The 16486-nt window shown below is 38.2% G+C and carries 13 protein-coding genes; 6 read left to right on the top strand and 7 right to left on the bottom strand.

Annotation, left to right across the window (positions count from 1 at the left end; genetic code table 11):
- Positions 1-72 precede the first annotated feature (72 nt).
- Both ACT9TX_RS14060 and ACT9TX_RS14055 read left to right on the top strand, forming a co-directional pair.
- Positions 73-2169 carry a beta-N-acetylhexosaminidase gene (locus ACT9TX_RS14060; RefSeq protein WP_481339156.1) on the top strand — a complete coding sequence of 699 codons (2097 nt, stop codon included), beginning with the start codon at positions 73-75 and terminating at the stop codon, positions 2167-2169.
- Positions 2153-2350 (top strand): hypothetical protein, encoded by a 198-nt coding sequence (locus ACT9TX_RS14055; protein ID WP_481339154.1) that lies wholly within the window; start codon positions 2153-2155, stop codon positions 2348-2350. The genes ACT9TX_RS14060 and ACT9TX_RS14055 overlap by 17 nt, the downstream gene beginning before the upstream one ends.
- Positions 2351-2454: 104 nt before the next feature.
- On the opposite strand, the gene ACT9TX_RS14050 is transcribed toward ACT9TX_RS14055, so the two are convergent.
- Positions 2455-3474, bottom strand: a complete 1020-nt coding sequence (locus ACT9TX_RS14050; protein ID WP_481339152.1) for a WD40/YVTN/BNR-like repeat-containing protein — start codon at positions 3472-3474, stop codon at positions 2455-2457.
- 284 nt (positions 3475-3758) lie between these two features.
- On the bottom strand, positions 3759-4142 hold the full coding sequence (locus ACT9TX_RS14045; protein WP_481339150.1) for an iron chaperone: 384 nt from the start codon (positions 4140-4142) through the stop codon (positions 3759-3761).
- 298 nt (positions 4143-4440) lie between these two features.
- On the opposite strand from ACT9TX_RS14045, the gene recF reads away from it, so the two are divergent.
- Positions 4441-5523 carry a DNA replication/repair protein RecF gene (recF, locus tag ACT9TX_RS14040; protein WP_481339148.1) on the top strand — a complete coding sequence of 361 codons (1083 nt, stop codon included), beginning with the start codon at positions 4441-4443 and terminating at the stop codon, positions 5521-5523.
- A gap of 275 nt (positions 5524-5798) precedes the next feature.
- Here the strand turns inward: recF and ACT9TX_RS14035 are convergent, their stop codons facing one another.
- On the bottom strand, positions 5799-6719 hold the full coding sequence (locus tag ACT9TX_RS14035; RefSeq protein WP_481339147.1) for a hypothetical protein: 921 nt from the start codon (positions 6717-6719) through the stop codon (positions 5799-5801).
- Between the two features lie 141 nt (positions 6720-6860).
- Positions 6861-7610 (bottom strand): hypothetical protein, encoded by a 750-nt coding sequence (locus tag ACT9TX_RS14030; protein ID WP_481339145.1) that lies wholly within the window; start codon positions 7608-7610, stop codon positions 6861-6863.
- Between the two features lie 277 nt (positions 7611-7887).
- Here ACT9TX_RS14030 and ACT9TX_RS14025 point away from each other — a divergent pair, with 277 nt between their 5' ends.
- Both ACT9TX_RS14025 and ACT9TX_RS14020 read left to right on the top strand, forming a co-directional pair.
- Positions 7888-8451 (top strand): hypothetical protein, encoded by a 564-nt coding sequence (locus tag ACT9TX_RS14025; RefSeq protein ID WP_481339144.1) that lies wholly within the window; start codon positions 7888-7890, stop codon positions 8449-8451.
- Between the two features lie 248 nt (positions 8452-8699).
- The gene (locus ACT9TX_RS14020; protein WP_481339142.1) at positions 8700-9884 is read left to right on the top strand and encodes an acetyl-CoA C-acyltransferase; all 1185 of its coding nucleotides are present in this window, start codon (positions 8700-8702) and stop codon (positions 9882-9884) included.
- 62 nt (positions 9885-9946) lie between these two features.
- Here ACT9TX_RS14020 and ACT9TX_RS14015 read toward each other — a convergent pair whose 3' ends face one another.
- The 3 genes from ACT9TX_RS14015 to ACT9TX_RS14005 form a co-directional block, all read right to left on the bottom strand.
- Positions 9947-10540, bottom strand: coding sequence for a cupin domain-containing protein (locus ACT9TX_RS14015; protein ID WP_481339141.1), 594 nt, complete (start codon positions 10538-10540; stop codon positions 9947-9949).
- A gap of 75 nt (positions 10541-10615) precedes the next feature.
- Positions 10616-11443 carry a helix-turn-helix domain-containing protein gene (locus ACT9TX_RS14010; protein ID WP_481339139.1) on the bottom strand — a complete coding sequence of 276 codons (828 nt, stop codon included), beginning with the start codon at positions 11441-11443 and terminating at the stop codon, positions 10616-10618.
- A 72-nt stretch (positions 11444-11515) separates the two neighbouring features.
- Positions 11516-12475, bottom strand: coding sequence for a Gfo/Idh/MocA family protein (locus ACT9TX_RS14005; protein ID WP_481339137.1), 960 nt, complete (start codon positions 12473-12475; stop codon positions 11516-11518).
- A 294-nt stretch (positions 12476-12769) separates the two neighbouring features.
- On the opposite strand from ACT9TX_RS14005, the gene dnaE reads away from it, so the two are divergent.
- Entirely contained in the window at positions 12770-16441 is a 3672-nt protein-coding gene (gene dnaE, locus ACT9TX_RS14000) for a DNA polymerase III subunit alpha (protein WP_481339136.1), read from the top strand.
- The last annotated feature ends 45 nt before the right edge of the window (positions 16442-16486 follow it).

Genomic DNA, 16486 nt, shown 5'->3' with positions numbered 1-16486 from the left:
GGCTTCCTCCTGAAAATAGCATTATTCCTGTTTGCTTTACAGCTAAAGAAAATTAACTAGCAACTTGAGTTAATTATTGCTACTTCATTTGCCATTTGTGCTGTTAATAGTCAAGCGCAAACCATTAATATTATTCCTAAGCCCAATCAATTACAAGTAACCAAGGGTAATTTCACTCTGTCTAAAACCACCACCATTGTTTATAGAAATGATCTTGAAGAAAATACGGCCAACTTTTTTAATGGGTATTTGAAAACATTCTACGGCTTTCAGTTGCCTGTTTCCAAACAAGCCACTGCTAACTATATAAGTTTTTTTTCAAAAAAAACTGAAAATGGCCCAACTTACACGTTAAATATTTCACCCAAAGCTGTAACTGTTATAGGCGAAGGACAAGAAGGTACGTTTTATGGTATGCAAAGCCTCCTACAATTGCTGCCGATTCAAAAATCTCAAATCCAAAATAAGCAATTCCAAATCCCTTGCCTCAACATTACCGATGCACCTAATTTCATGTATCGTGGTATGCACTTAGATGTAAGTCGTCACTTTTTTGGTGTTGATTATGTAAAACAATACATCGATTTTATTGCCCTACACAAAATGAATTATTTCCATTGGCATTTAACAGATGACCAAGGCTGGCGCATTGAAATTAAAAAATATCCCAAGCTTACTAGTGTTGGGGGTTTTAGAAAAGGTACTATCATTGGTCGCTATCCTGGTACAGGCAACGATAGCATTTATTACGGCGGTTTTTACACGCAAGAACAAATAAAAGATGTGGTACAATATGCTGCCAATAGATATGTAACCATTGTACCAGAAATAGATGTACCCGGCCATAGTTTGGCAGCTATTACAGCTTACCCAGAATTATCTACCACACCTGATGTAAAAAAAGAAGTAGGACAAACTTGGGGCTTAACAGACATTAATAATGTACTAAATCCAAGCGATACCACATTTGCATTTTTGCAAAATGTTTTAAACGAAGTGATAGATTTATTTCCTGGTAAATACATACATATTGGCGGTGATGAGTGTAATAAAAGATGGTGGCGAGAATCGGCTTTTTGCCAAGCGTTAATGAAGAAAGAAGGTATAAAAAATGAAGATGGATTGCAGAGCTATTTTATGCATCGCATAGAAAAAATGGTAAATGCTAGAGGCAGATTAATGATGGGTTGGGACGAAATATTAGAAGGTGGTTTAGCCCCTAACGCAATGGTAATGAGCTGGCAAGGCGAGAAAGGTGGTATAGAAGCTGCCAAGCAACACCATCAAGTAGTAATGACGCCAGGCACGTATTGCTACTTTGACCATAGCCAAACCAAAAACGAAGATTCAGTAACCATTGGTAGTTATTTACCTGTAGAAAAAGTGTATAATTACAATCCTTTGCCAGCAGAGTTAACTGCAGAAGAAGGCCAATATATTTTGGGCGCGCAAGGCAATGTGTGGACAGAATACATTGGCAATACTGCCAAACTTGAATACATGATTTTCCCAAGAATGAGTGCTTTAAGCGAAGCTTTATGGACAAAACCAGCCAACAAAAGCTTACCAGATTTTGAGAATAGATTGCAACACCAATTTAAACGATACGAGTTTTGGAAAGTGAATAGCAGTAAGGCATATTATGATATAAAGGACAGTATTTACGCAACGAAAGACAATAAAGGATTGATGTGGTCATTGTCGTCAAAATCTAAGGAAGAAATTTTGTATTTCGCAGGTGCTTACGATACTAAAACTACAGGATGGACAGCTTATCCACCAGCACATTTAAAGTACGAAAAGCCTATTTATTTAGACACTACTTCAATTTTGTTAGCAAGTGTTAAAGGTTTAAACCAGAACTTCATTAAAATAATACGTTTCAATAAAGCCACAGGTAAAAAAATAACACTTACTACTGCACCAAATGTGCAGTATCCAGGTAATGGTGGGGCTTTTGGTTTGGTGAATGATGTCTTAAGTAATAAAGGCATTAACTCAGCCGAATGGCTTGGCTTTAATGGTACAAACATGGAAGCAATCATTGATTTTGGCAAAGCCGAAAGCTTTAGCACCGTAACATTAGATGTGCTGTCGCAAGAAGGCAGTTGGATTTATAAATCGCCACTAACAGACATCTTTGTGTCTGATAATGGTAAAGACTTTTAAACTAGTAGAAAAATTTGAACTTAAATCAGACGATACGCAACAAAAAGTAGTACTAAAATTCCCTAGCCAAATAGCACAATACTTAAAAATTATTGCCCACAATTTTGGTAAAATACCAGATGGCAAGCCCGGTGCAGGTAAGCCCGGTTGGTTATTTGTAGATGAAATTGCGGTAGATTAATTGTCATGCTGAGGCGTTATGACATTCTGACGAAGGAAGAATCTAACCGAATGCTAGTAATCAGATGCTTCCTTCGTCAGCATGACAAGCAGATTCTTCGTTCTTCAGAATGACAGCTTACCAATTTTACCTCTGCTGCCAGCTAAGTAAATGGCGTTACCATTCTTAGCTTTTTGCACTACGTGAAAGCTTTGGGTAGAAATTAATTGCCAGTTATTGCCACCATCGTAGCTAATATCTACACCACTTGTACCGCAAGCTACCAACGTCTTTTCGTTGATGTACGCTACACAACTTCTATAACCATGTGGTGGTATTTGTGGCTTGGTAAATGTTCGGCCGCTTTTACTTTTTAGGTTTATCAATGCGCAGTTGTTAGTCGTGTCTTTATCATTAGCAAAATCGCCACCAACCACAACAGCCTTGTTTTTAAACACGTCAATTGAATTAGCACCAGTTGATTCTTTGCCTTGTACAATTGGCAATTGGTAAGTTTTGTTTTTGTAAAATAGGCGAGAAGCCATACCACCAGTCGCAAAAATATTCGTGTACACTTTGTCTGTACTAGTCTTTATGTTCGTACCGCTAGATGCAAAAAACGCCTCACCTTTATGCAACTTATTGGTTTCATCAAGCTCAGTTATTGTCACCCAATTATCACCAAAATCTATCGATAAAGCTTTAAATAGTTGGTCATTAATCGGGTCACCAATTACCCAGCCCATACCATTTTTACTAAAATCCATCGCATCTAAGAACATCCCTTTTGTTGTATCTTCAAATACCTTTTTCCATGTTTGGCCACCATCTTTTGTTTTTAAAATAATCGCAGGTTCTGCCACAGCAATAATTACAGCTGTGTTGGCATCAAAAGCCTCAATATCTCTAAAATCTTTTTTCTCGTAACCAGTAATGGTTTGCCAGGTAAAGGTTTTACCACCATCTATACTTTTAGCTACACTACCATTGCTACCGCTACACCATACTACATTATCGTTCACCACGCTTAAACCTCTAATGCTTACTTTTCTACTTGTATCTAGTAAAGAAATTGTCGGGCTTTGGGCAAATACATGCACTGCTACTAAACTGAAAGTCATCAATAAAAAATTGTTCAAACGCATAATATAATGTTTTAGTAGTAATGTGTTAGTGTCAAAAATTTACCACAGAGCAAAGAAGCAACAGCGTAAAGATGCGCAAATCTTCTTTGCTTCCTTGCTCTGTGTTTCATAAAACATCTTTTCTGCGAGTATCTGCGAAATCTGCGAGCAGAATATCTTTTAAAAATAAACTTACCACAGGGCAAAGAAGCAACAGAGTAAAGATGCGCAAATCTTCTTTACTTCCTTGCTCTGTGTTTCCTAAAACATCTTTTCTGCGTAAATCCGCGAAATCTGCGAGCAACTTACTTTTTCTTCTTCTTAGTAGCCTTAGCTATATTTTGCGCCAATCTATAAGTCACAATCCTTGTCACCAAATCCAATGGCTGCGGCTCATCTATAGGAAATTGTACCGAACCCTTAGCCCATTTGTATTGGCTTATTTCTTCTTTAAAAGCTTCTATACCAGCAGCACCAGGATAAAAACCTATATGCTGTTTATACCCAGCAAAATGCACCAAATTACCATGATACACAAATGTCGGTATCGCATAGTTAATTGTTTCTTTAGCGTCAGGCGCAGCAGTTTGTATGGCAGCTCGTATTTGTTGCAGCAATGCTTGAGTCGCTTCAGGAAACTCAGCAATATAGCTGTCTATATCAGTAGGTTTTGGTTTGTCTGTTTGCATAATTAAAAAGATGTGCTAACAAATATAACATGCAAGCTAATACTCGCATCTTTCACCAGTTCTTGCATAAGCCACCTTTTTTTATCAGGTTCGCCAAAGGCGAATTGAAAAAATCCTAGGATATTTTTTCAAAAGATAAAAAGCAGTGGCGCTGCAAGAACGAAGCCCGCCGGCTATGAGGCAAATGCTATTGAAATAGGTTGATATTGCATTTGCAGCCCTCATCAGAAATTTTGTTAAGCAATAGCTTTTTTCATCTCATCAATAAATCAGTACTATACCATTACTTTGCTACCCAATGCTGCAAGTTCAGTCCATATCGTTAGTACAATTTCGCAATTATGTGCAACAGCAATTTGCTTTTACCAGCAAAGTGGTAGGCATTTGTGGGCTCAATGGTAGTGGCAAAACCAACCTACTCGATGCGATTTACTACCTCGGTTTTACCAAAAGCTATTTCAGCCGCACCGATGCACAAAACGTACACCATGGCCTAGCAGGTATGCGGTTACAAGGGCATTTTACGCTTAACAACGAGCCACAAGATTTGCTGTGCATTGTGCGTGAAAACAATAAAAAAGAGTTTAGCGTAAACGACGATGCTTACAAAAAATTCAGCGACCATATTGGCCGTTTTCCTTGCGTGATGATTGCGCCAGACGATGTAGAACTGATTATTGGCGGTAGCGAAGAGCGTAGAAAATTTATCGATACCATTTTATCGCAGTTGGATGCAGATTATTTGCACCAACTAATTGCTTACACCAAAGTATTGCAACAGCGCAATAGCTTATTAAAACAAGCCGCCGAACAAGGCAATATCGACGAGGCTTTGCTCACCATTTTTAACGAACAACTCAGCCCAAAAGGGCAGTGGCTATACCAGCAACGTACCCAGTTTTTACAAGATTTTATAGTGCTAGCATTACAGTTTTATCAGCGCATTGCTGGTAAGGCAGATGAGGTTGCCATCACCTATAGCAGCGATTTGCAGCAAGCGCCTTTGCTGCAATTATTGCAAGCCGCACAGCGTAAAGACATGGCTTTGCAGCGCACCACCGTTGGCATTCATAAAGACGACCTCACCATTACCATGGGGCAAAGCAGCTTTAAAAACGAAGCCAGCCAAGGGCAGCGCAAAAGCCTACTATTTGCCCTAAAACTAGCCGAATGGCAAACCCTTAAAAACCAAAAAGGCTTTACCCCTATATTGTTGCTCGATGATGTTTTTGAAAAGCTAGACGAGCAGCGCATGCACAACCTCTTGCAGTGGGTTTGCACCGCCGATGATGGGCAAGTGTTCATCACCGATACCCATGCACGCCGCCTACAGCAACAGTTACAAGCCATAGGTATACCACACCAGTTGATACAGTTGTAGCCCTTGTATTTCCTTTATGTAACCAGCGTTGGTACTATTATGATACTTCGTTGCATCGCACACTTGTACGTTCTGTTCGTTGTGGGGCTTTATTGTAGCGTAGGTTTTCTGCACCCGTCTTTGCGAGGCACGAAGCAATCTACCCCATCTAAGCGTAATGTTCATTAAACCTTACAAGAAAAAAATTATGTTTTCAAAATACTTGTGAGTATTTAAATGGAAGAGAATTGTGGGTGAAAGTAACACCAACAAAGGCAAAACGGCGGGAAAGCTTTTTAGAATTTTGAATCTGAAACTACCGTTTTTGCGAGCTTAAGAGTATTAGGTGTTAGGTTATACTTATTTACAAAGTTTTGATAAGTCTCTTGTACATGATGTGTAACTAAATCATTAGTGTGTATAAAGTATTCGTGCTCTTGCTCAGCTGCAATTAGGGATTGTACTTCGCCTTTATTGAGTATGCTGCTTTTAAAATTTGTAACGTTAGGCAAATTGAGTAGTAGGTCTGTAGAAATATTATGCTTTCGTAAACCTGCCAATAATGAAGGCTTTAAAATACCATCGTAGCATACGTCCAGTTTTTCCCATAAAGCATAAGAGTCATTTTTGATAATAGCATTTGGCATGGAGTCAATTCCAGCAATGCTATATCGAAGTAAAGATGTTATTTCAATGTATATTAGTAATGCTTGAAAAGTATCAATTTGATTGCTTAAAACAGGTATAGCCGAGAACTTTGTCTTCTTGAATTCAACTTCCTCTGCAAAATGTCTATCATGAAATAATTCATTTCTGAAGAAACAAAATTCATTAAGCCTTCCTATTATACCTGTTTCATTAAAAACTTTTTTATCAATCTCAAGTAAGTCTACCAAAGAACCTAACCGCTTTCCTAAGTCTTGATTTTTGTAAACTTTAAATTCAATGTTTTTTTTAAGGCAAACAATTTTTATTAGACAATTCAAATACGACTCTAAAGCCAAAAACCAAAAACTTATTGCGGAATGAGTTTGATTCCCTGTTGCTATTCTTAAGAGTTTAGAACCCTCTAGTTCTACTAAGTCGTTTAAAGTGTAGTAAAAGGCTTTATTAGTATGTGACTCATAGGTTAAAAAAACTTTATGGTCTGGCTTGTTGATTAAATAAAAATGCGAAGTTCCTAACTCATTGTGTCTTAGCTGTTCGAGGAGTACCATAAAATTGTAGTTAAAGTTTACACATTTACTGTATAGTAAAACTTAAAGCAGTGCTTCATAAAAGCTGTTTTTGTTCTTAAACTTTGTCAAGTATTTGCTGTTAACAAAGCAACTTGAAGTAAATGAGATTTTATCTGTCAGTTACTCGGATTTAGTTTCAAGTGATTTCTTTTTTAACATTCTGCACAATGCAAGAACAAGTCCAATACCACAAATGAATGAAGATACAATTCGAGATTTACTTTTATCAACATCAAGTTTATGCGCTTCCTCATTTCTTATTATCTTCAAAACACTTAGTTGATGATAATCTTCTGTTGAAATTATTTTTTCATTTTTGCCATGCTCAATATAGTCTGCAAAAACTGGATTCTTACGATTATTTTGTCTCGCTATATCTTTAACCTTACTCTCATTTTTGTAAAGTTCTATTAGTAAGTTCTCAATGATTTTTGCAAGTTTGAGAACTGCTGAATTATCCTGCTTAATTTCCAAAAGCGCAGAAATTTGTGCTAACTCATTTGCAACTTTTGGCTCTACGTCAGCATTATTTTCAATTAATTCTGTCAATTTTTGTTTTATCTCTTTTGTTAAGTCTTCATTATCGCTAATGTCTTTTTTTAGCGCTTTAATTTTCTTTGCCTTATTTACATTATCAATAATTAAAAAGGCAACGAGAGCAGCCATTGCTATATAAGCGAGAACTGCTGAATTTTTTGATGTATTACTCATAAAATTTTTTAATTGTGCAAAATGAATCACAGCTAAATCCATCATTGGCACGTCCGCAAACTCTAGTTTATTAAAGTTCTTATCAATTACTTTTACCTGCAATATACACACATTTCTTACTGGCGGGTGAAGACACCCGCCATTTTTTGCACCAAACATCACACCCCTTTAGCAAAGCTACCGCCCTTACAGAAGAAACTACCCCGTCCTACGGCCACCCCGCCATAGGCGGGGAATGAAAACCACATCAAATTCCCCTCAGCAGAGGGGTGGTCGCAGACCGTGGTGTTTAACTACCCACCAAACCTTAAAATTTCCTTAATATTATAAAACCAGCAACGAGTTCTTTATTTTGCCATATATAAAATGCCTATTTTAGCATTACCCCCCGATGAACGTATATAAAGCTTTTTTTCACCTTTAAATACAAAAATCTATGGCACAGTCCAAAGACAACATCATCACCCACGGCCTAAGTGGTAAAGTAGGCAACATTTTAGTGTTCTCGCAACGTAATGGCAAAACCTATGTAGGTAAAGTACCTAAACAAAAAACCAAGGCAGATAGCCCTGCACAAGTAGCCCACAAGCAAAAGTTTCAGCGAGCTACTATTTATGGCAAAGCAGCCATTACCAATCCTGTTACCAAAGCTGCTTATGAAGCTGACGCAGAAGTAGGCGAAAGTGCATTTAACGTAGCAGTTGCCGATTTTTTACAAGCACCAGACATTGACAGTGTAGATTTATCAGGCTATACAGGTAAAGTGGGCGAAAAAATCATTATACTAGCAACTGATGATTTTGCTGTGACTTCTGTAACAGTAAATATTTCTAATGCCGATGGTACATTGGTAGAAGAAGGCGCAGCCGTTTTAAGTGCTGACGGGCTAGATTGGGTGTACACCACCACAGCCGTTAATGCAAGTTTAGCTGGCGATAAAATAACCATAGAAGCCACCGATACCCCTGGCAATGTGACAGAAAAGCAAACAATACTGTAACAATACCCAAGCACGGAAAGAGCACGGACATAGCACACCTCAAGCACGGAAACAGACCTATTTTAATAGCTAAACTGCCACTGCAATAGTGGCAGTTTTTTGTGTCCATGTTGTTTTGTTTTTACCAACAGTATTACTTAGTTCCGGTTAGATGCTTTGTTCCTCAGCATGACAATTAACCCCTTTGTCTTCTTTGTTTCTTTGTGTGAAATATTAAAAATCTACCTTCGCTACAAACATTGCTTACTATGACTAACAGAACCGTTTATATTGTTGCTGCTGTGCGTACACCTATTGGTAGTTTTGGCGGCAGCTTGAAAGACTTTTCGGCAACACAATTGGGCGCTATTGCTATAAATGGCGCTGTAGAAAAAGCGGGTTTACAACCTACCGATATTGAAGAAGTGCTGATGGGCTGTGTGATTCAGGCAGGGCTTGGTCAGGCACCGGCAAGGCAGGCGGCCAAGTTTGCAGGCTTGCCAGATAGTGTGATTTGTACCACGGTAAACAAAGTGTGCGCTAGCGGCATGAAAGCGATAGCCAGTGGTGCGCAAAGCATTTTACTAGGCGATGCAGATATTGTAGTGGCTGGCGGTATGGAAAGTATGAGTAATGTACCTTACTACTCACCCAAGTTGCGCTGGGGCAATAAATATGGTAATGTGGTGCTAGAAGATGGCTTGGCAAAAGATGGCTTGACAGATGTTTACAAGCAAGAAGCCATGGGCAACTTTGCAGAGCTTTGTGCCAAAACGCTAGAGATAAGCCGTGAAGAGCAAGATGCTTTTGCCATAGAAAGTTACAAACGCAGTCAGGCTGCTATAGAAGCTGGCTGGTTTGATGCTGAAATAGTGCCTGTGCCTATACCACAGAAAAAAGATGAACCTATTTTATTTGCCAAAGATGAAGAGCCGTACAATGTAAAATTTGATAAAATACCCGACCTTAAACCAGCGTTTACAAAAGACGGTACAGTTACCGCCGCTAATGCAAGTACCATGAATGATGGCGCTGCTGCAGTGGTACTAATGAGTAAAGAAAAAGCCGATGCCATGGGCATTAAACCATTGGCTATAATACGCAGTTACGCCGATGCTGAACAAGCACCAGAATGGTTTACCACCACACCTGCATTGGCATTACCAAAAGCAGTTGCTAAAGCAGGTTTGCAAATGAAAGACCTAGATTTTGTAGAACTGAACGAGGCATTTAGTGTGGTAGGCATAGCCAATAGTGAGAAAATGAAACTATACCCTAAACAAGTAAATGCACATGGTGGTGCGGTAAGTATTGGTCACCCATTAGGTTGCAGTGGCGCAAGAATTATAGTAACCCTCATCAATGTATTAAAACAACAGGGCGGTAAAATAGGCGGTGCTGCTATATGCAATGGTGGTGGCGGTGCAAGTGCGATGGTGATTGAATTGGTGTAAGATTGGTGTATAAAATATTTCTTATAAAGAAGGCTGCCTATTATTTAGACAGCCTTCTTTATTTATAAATGTACTTTGTATTGTTCCATGATGCCCTTCAGCAAATCCCAACGATAGATAATATCATGTTTTGCTGCTAGATTTTTAAAATCTTCTGGCTTAGGGCTTTTATGATTTTCGAATAATGCCGACAAATCCATCATATAATCTTCGTGACCGCCAGGTACGCTCATATCTATTGTTTTGGCAGGTATTGTGCCGCTGTTCCAAAATGTGTGAACGATACCTTTAGGTCGTAAATGCCAGCCACCAGCTTTTACTTCGGTTACTTTATCGCCAACCATAAAGTGCACAGAACCTTCCAATACACGACAAATTTCATCGTAAGTGTTATGGATGTGTGGTGGCGCACCTAATGTACCGGGCTGTAAAACGCTTTCCCAAACACCAAGATGCATGTCTGTTTGATTTTTAGCTAATTTAAATACGATGTCAGTAGTGCTAACACTTGCCTTTTTGCCTGCGCCATCTGGTATATAAACAGTTCTGTTGTCTGTGGCATTTTGAGCTAAGCTGATATTAGGTAATACAACAGAACCAACGGTTAGTAATGCTAGTTGCTGCATGAGTTGTCTACGATTGATAGCTGTGTGCATAGTAATAATTTTATAACACAAAGCTATTGGCACCTAAAAGTAGAACATAGTACAAATGCGACAAGTTTTATAAGGCTAGAGGCGATGATTTATTTGTAATTGTACAGGTGCTTTATGAATATCAGCTTCAAGTATGGTAGGCGTTACGCCTGCAAACTCTTTAAAATCTCGTATCATGTGCATTTGATCGAAATAGCCACTATGGTAGGCAATACTTGTCCAATTACTATTGGGGGCACTTTCTTTAAGGCGATAAGCTTTAGAAAAACGAATTAGTCTAGCAAATAATTTGGGTGGTAAACCAATACGCTCTTTGCATTTCCGTTCAAACTGCCTTACACTTAAGCAAGCCAAAGACGCAACAGCATCTATAGACATTTGGCCATTGCTTTGTTGTAACAATTTCATGGCTTCATCAAAAGGTAAGGATACTTTTAATTTTGAAATTTTTGTAAGTAGAAAGCTTTGCACAATTTCATTCATTTGTGACCACGATATGGCTGCTTTCAGTTGCTCGTTAATTAGATTAATCTCACCATCAAGTAATAGGCTTGTTTCAAAATCATTATCAAAAATCTCTGTCATAGGTATACCCAATAAGCGATACAAACCACCTGGATGAAAGCTTACGCAAACCATCAAATGCTTTTTATTAAGATTGAGATTTACTCGAGTTAATTGCGGTCCCACAATAATGCTTGAAGGCTTGGTGACAAAAGCTGTTTCGCCTACTTTTTGCCCTGCAATAGCATCATTTACATAAAAATAAATACACTGCTGTGGCATTGGAGGAAAAGGACAAATGACGGGACTTTCAACCTCAGAAAAATCGGCATCAAAAATCATAACATCTTTTACAAAATCTTGTAAAATTGGATGCGGTTTATAAAACTGTTGTTGCAAAAATTAATGTATTTAGTAAGTGTAAATTACGACATAATTTCAATTGCGAACATTATTTATCCATGGCTTAGATTACAAATTACTCAATACTTCATCCATGATATTACTGAGTTTCAAGGTAAAACTGTGTGGCATTTTGGGGCTTTGCAGCAAGCCATTTTCAAGGCAATACATCACGTGTTCAATTTCGTATTCAAAGCCATTGCATAGGTGGGGGAAAGAAAAACTTTCATTTGTACCGTCATTTAAGATTAGTGACAAATCAGTGGCTTTAAAAAATGGATTTTGAACCTCAATACGACCTTTTGTACCCAATATAGTAGCAGTAATGGGGGTATTAAAGCCAATGCTGCTCAATAAATGAGCTGTTGTGCTATTGGTATATTGTAGCTGCATATCAGCAGATTCATCTACATCGGTTGCTGCCTTATTTATAACCGCATGAATAGCAGATGGCGTACCTAGTAATAATGTAGCTAGAAAAATAGGGTAGATACCTACATCTAAAACAGAACCGCCACCAAGTGCTTTGTTAAATAGTCTACCATTAATATCAAATGGGGCTGCAAAACCAAAATTTGCTTGAATATGTTTTATTGAGCCAATGGTATCCTCTGCAATAAGGCTTAGTATTTTTTCGGTAAATGGCATAAAACGCGTCCACAAACCTTCCATTAAAAATAGGTTTTGCTTAGTGGCAAAATCTATCATTTCGCTACTCAACTTACTATTGAGCGACATTGGCTTTTCGCATAGTACATGCTTTTGATGTTGCAAGCAAAGCATCGTATGCTCGTAATGAAAGGCATGTGGTGTGGCAATGTAGATAATGTCAACGTCTGGGTCTGTAGCTAAATCAACATAACTGGTATAAAACTTAGTAGCGTTATGCTTGGCTGCAAAAGCTTGTGCATTATAAGCATCACGAGAAGCAATCGCAAAAACTTGTGAACCATCAATAAAATTGAGTGCTGCGCAAAATTTATCTGCAATTCTACCAGCACCTAAAATACCCCAACGATATGTTTTCATGCGTATGAAATTAGATAGAAATGATGAAGGATTAAATAACAAGTATGAATTATTTTTCAAATGTGAATAAAAGCTCCAAAAAGTATCTAACCGATGCAGTGTGCGACCAACGAGGCATCATTGAAAAACTGTAGCTGGTTACATAAAAAATCTAACCAAATGTGGAAAATTGCTCGCCATCGCTTCCATGTTTAAGAACGATATTTGTTTGTTCCGAATGTCAAAAGTCATCAATTCGTGTAATTGGTTTTCATTCGTGTAATTAGTGTAATTCAAATAATTCGTGTAATAAAAATGCAGTTTTCTCATCTACATGTTCATACGCAATATTCGCTGCTGGATGGTGCGGCTAATATTGGTGATTTGTTTAAAAAAGCAGGTAAGTTTAATATGCCTGCGCTGGCTATTACCGACCACGGTAATATGTTTGGTGCGTTTGAATTTGTGGCCAATGCTTGGAAAAATACCAAAGTAGTGGGTAAAGATGCGAATGGTAAAGATATTCTTGAACCTACCATTAAGCCCATAGTAGGCTGTGAGTTTTATGTGGTGGCAGATAGGCATGCGAAAGTGTTTACCAAAGGCGAGAAAGACCATCGTTATCACCAAGTATTGCTGGCTAAAAACAAAGTGGGTTATCAAAACTTGGTAAAGTTGACATCGCTTGGGTTTATAGAAGGGATGTACAGCAAATACCCTCGTATAGATAAAGAGTTAATTTTAAAGTATCACGAAGGGTTAATTGCGACCACTTGCTGCATAGGTGCGTATGTACCACAAACCATTTTGCATAAAGATGAAGCAGCCGCTGAAAAAGAATTTAAATGGTGGTTGGATTTGTTTGGTGAGGATTATTATGTAGAAATTCAGCGCCATAATATTAAGGAGCAAGAGATTATTAATCAAACGCTATTAAAGTTTGCCAAGAAGCATAATGTGCCTGTAATAGCTACCAACGATAGCCATTATACCGACCAAGATGATTACAACGCACACGATATTTTGCTATGTATTAATACGGGTGAAAAGCAAGCGACACCGGGCTTTGATGATATTGTAAACGATGATGCGCAGATAAAAAACAAGCGTTTTAAGTTTCCAAATGATCAGTTTTATTTCAAGTCGCCCGATGAAATGATACAATTGTTTGCCGATATTCCTGAGAGTATTGACAATACCAACATGATTGTAGATAAAGTAGAGGTGCTGAACTTAAAGCGAGACATTGCCCTGCCAAATTTCCCAATACCAAAGGAATTTAAAGTACATGCAGATGATACGCTGAACCAATGGGAATATTTACGCCACATTACTTACGAAGGCGCTAAAGAACGTTATATAGACATAAGCCCTGAAGCACAAGAAAGGATAGACTTTGAGCTGAACACCATTAAGATAATGGGGTTTGCTGGTTACTTCTTAATTGTGGGTGACTTTATTAAAGCAGGTAGAGACATGGGCGTGTTTGTAGGGCCAGGTCGTGGTTCTGCGGCAGGTTCGGTGGTAGCGTATTGCATCGGTATTACCAATATTGACCCCATCAAGTACAATTTGCTATTTGAGCGTTTCTTAAATCCAGATCGTAAATCAATGCCGGATATTGATACGGATTTTGATGATGATGGTAGGCAACGTGTGATAGATTATGTGGTGCAGAAATATGGTAAATCGCAAGTGGCGCAAATTATTACGTATGGTACGATGGCTGCCAAAAGTAGTATTGCCGATGTGGCTCGTGTAATGGATTTGCCATTACAAGAAAGTAGAATGCTTACCAAGCTAGTGCCTGATAAACCGGGTACAGATTTAGGCCGTGTATTAAAAGCGCCAATTACTAAAAAAGATGGCGAAAAGAGCTTAGAAGAAAAAGAAGGTTTGCAAGCTGAAGACTTAGAAAATGTAAGGCAATTACGAGAAATTTACAACGGTACAGATATACGTGCCAAAGTTTTAAAAGAAGCAGAAAGGCTAGAAGGTAGCGTAAGAAATACAGGTATTCACGCAGCAGGTATCATTATTGCGCCTAAAGATTTAACCGAGTTAATTCCTGTAGGCACTTCAAAAGAATCTGACTTGTGGCTTACACAGTTTCAAGGTAATATTATTGAAGAAGCAGGTGTAATTAAGATGGACTTTCTGGGCTTGAAAACCTTATCTATTTTAAAAACGGCTTTAGAATTAATTAAGCAAAACCATGGTGAGGACATTGTAATAGATGATGTGCCATTAGATGATGAATTGACTTATCAGTTGTATCAAAAAGGTGAAACCAATGCAACGTTTCAGTTTGAAAGTGTGGGTATGCAAAAATACCTACGTGAATTAAAACCCGATCAATTTGGTGACTTAATTGCGATGAACGCCTTGTACCGACCGGGGCCAATTGCGTATATACCAGACTTTATTGAGCGTAAGCATGGTAGGCAAGAAATTACCTACGATTTGCCTGATATGGAAGAATACCTGAAAGAAACTTATGGTATTACAGTGTATCAAGAACAGGTGATGTTGCTATCGCAAAAGCTAGCGGGTTTTTCTAAAGGTGATGCCGACGTGTTGCGTAAAGCAATGGGTAAAAAGCAAATTGCGGTACTGAATAAAATGAAAGCGCAGTTTGTAGAAGGCGCTATGGCCAAAGGACATCCTGAAGATAAGTTGAACAAAATATGGACAGACTGGGAGGCATTTGCACAGTATGCGTTCAACAAATCGCACTCAACTTGCTATGCGTTTGTGGCGTATCAAACAGCTTATTTAAAAGCACATTACCCAAGTGAATACATGGCTGCGGTGCTAAACCATGCAGGTAGTATTGATAAGATTACCTTCTTTATGGAAGAATGTAAACGTATGGGTATAAGAGTACTTGGTCCTGATGTAAACGAATCGTTGAAAGGCTTTGCTGTAAATAGCCGTGGCGAAATTAGGTTTGGTTTAGGTGGCTTAAAAGGTGCAGGTGATGTAGCCGTAGATAGTGTCATTAGCGAGCGCAAACAAAATGGGCCTTACGCAGATATTTTTGACTTTATCAAACGTTCAGTTTCAAGAAGCGTTAATAAAAAATCGCTGGAAAGTTTTGCATACAGTGGTGCGTTTGATTGTTTTCCTCAATTGCACAGGGCGCAGTACTTTAATATTTCCGATGGGGAGAAAATGAGTGGCTTAGAAAAGATTATAGGTTATGGTCAAGTAACACAAAATTTAGCTACAGGTACTACCAATACATTGTTTGGCGATTTACCATCAGAAATGAACATACCTACACCAAAAATTGCCCCATGTGAAGAATGGAGTTTGATGGAAAAATTGGGCTATGAGAAAGATGTAACAGGCATGTTTATGAGTGGTCATCCGCTTGACCATTTTAAGTTTGAGATGAAGTATTACGGCATTATGCAGTTGAGTGATTTTAACGAAGTAAAAGAAAGTAATACACTCATGCAAAGCAATGTTGGCAAGCCTTTTAGAATTGCAGGATTGGTGATTGATGCGCAACATAGAACCACTAAAACTGGTAGAAACTTTGGTATTTTAACCATAGAAGATTTTAGTGGTAAAACTGAAATTGCACTTTGGAGCGATGATTATATGAAGTTTCAGCATTACCTAGATAAAGGTAAAAATGTATTGGTAAATGGTTTTTTTAAAGCATCATGGAAAGCTGATTCTTTTGAGTTTAAGGTAGGCAGTATTACATTACTAGAAACAGCCAAACAAAACTTGACTAAAAGCATTGAAATCAATTTGCATCCAGCGGCTATTTCAGGTGAATTTGTTGAATTCATTAGTAGCAATGTGAAAAATAATCCTGGTAAAACGTCACTGAAATTTAATGTCATTGAGCCTAGAGATAATATTAAAATCAGTATGTACACCACCGATAAAGGCTTTACCATGAATGAAGACATGGCAGAGTTTTTATTGAATAATTTGGATATTGAGATTAATGTAGGATTGACGGCATAATACCGCTAATCCCAAATTTTTATTAAAAAAAGGTAACGTAAAATT

This window comes from Parasediminibacterium sp. HNIBRBA5674, assembly GCF_056745525.1.
Note: the sequence above shows the minus strand (reverse complement) of the source record. Positions and strands in the feature narration are given on the sequence as shown.

Bases quoted from the DNA above. Each gene is read 5' to 3' on its own strand.
- ACT9TX_RS14030 (WP_481339145.1), bottom strand. From the start codon at position 7,610: ATGTTTGGTGCAAAAAATGGCGGGTGTCTTCACCCGCCAGTAAGAAAT.
- recF (WP_481339148.1), top strand. From the start codon at position 4,441: ATGCTGCAAGTTCAGTCCATATCGTTAGTACAATTTCGCAATTATGTG.
- ACT9TX_RS14035 (WP_481339147.1), bottom strand. From the start codon at position 6,719: ATGGTACTCCTCGAACAGCTAAGACACAATGAGTTAGGAACTTCGCAT.
- ACT9TX_RS14005 (WP_481339137.1), bottom strand. From the start codon at position 12,475: ATGAAAACATATCGTTGGGGTATTTTAGGTGCTGGTAGAATTGCAGAT.
- ACT9TX_RS14045 (WP_481339150.1), bottom strand. From the start codon at position 4,142: ATGCAAACAGACAAACCAAAACCTACTGATATAGACAGCTATATTGCT.
- ACT9TX_RS14050 (WP_481339152.1), bottom strand. From the start codon at position 3,474: ATGCGTTTGAACAATTTTTTATTGATGACTTTCAGTTTAGTAGCAGTG.
- ACT9TX_RS14015 (WP_481339141.1), bottom strand. From the start codon at position 10,540: ATGCACACAGCTATCAATCGTAGACAACTCATGCAGCAACTAGCATTA.
- ACT9TX_RS14025 (WP_481339144.1), top strand. From the start codon at position 7,888: ATGGCACAGTCCAAAGACAACATCATCACCCACGGCCTAAGTGGTAAA.
- ACT9TX_RS14020 (WP_481339142.1), top strand. From the start codon at position 8,700: ATGACTAACAGAACCGTTTATATTGTTGCTGCTGTGCGTACACCTATT.
- dnaE (WP_481339136.1), top strand. From the start codon at position 12,770: ATGCAGTTTTCTCATCTACATGTTCATACGCAATATTCGCTGCTGGAT.
- ACT9TX_RS14055 (WP_481339154.1), top strand. From the start codon at position 2,153: ATGGTAAAGACTTTTAAACTAGTAGAAAAATTTGAACTTAAATCAGAC.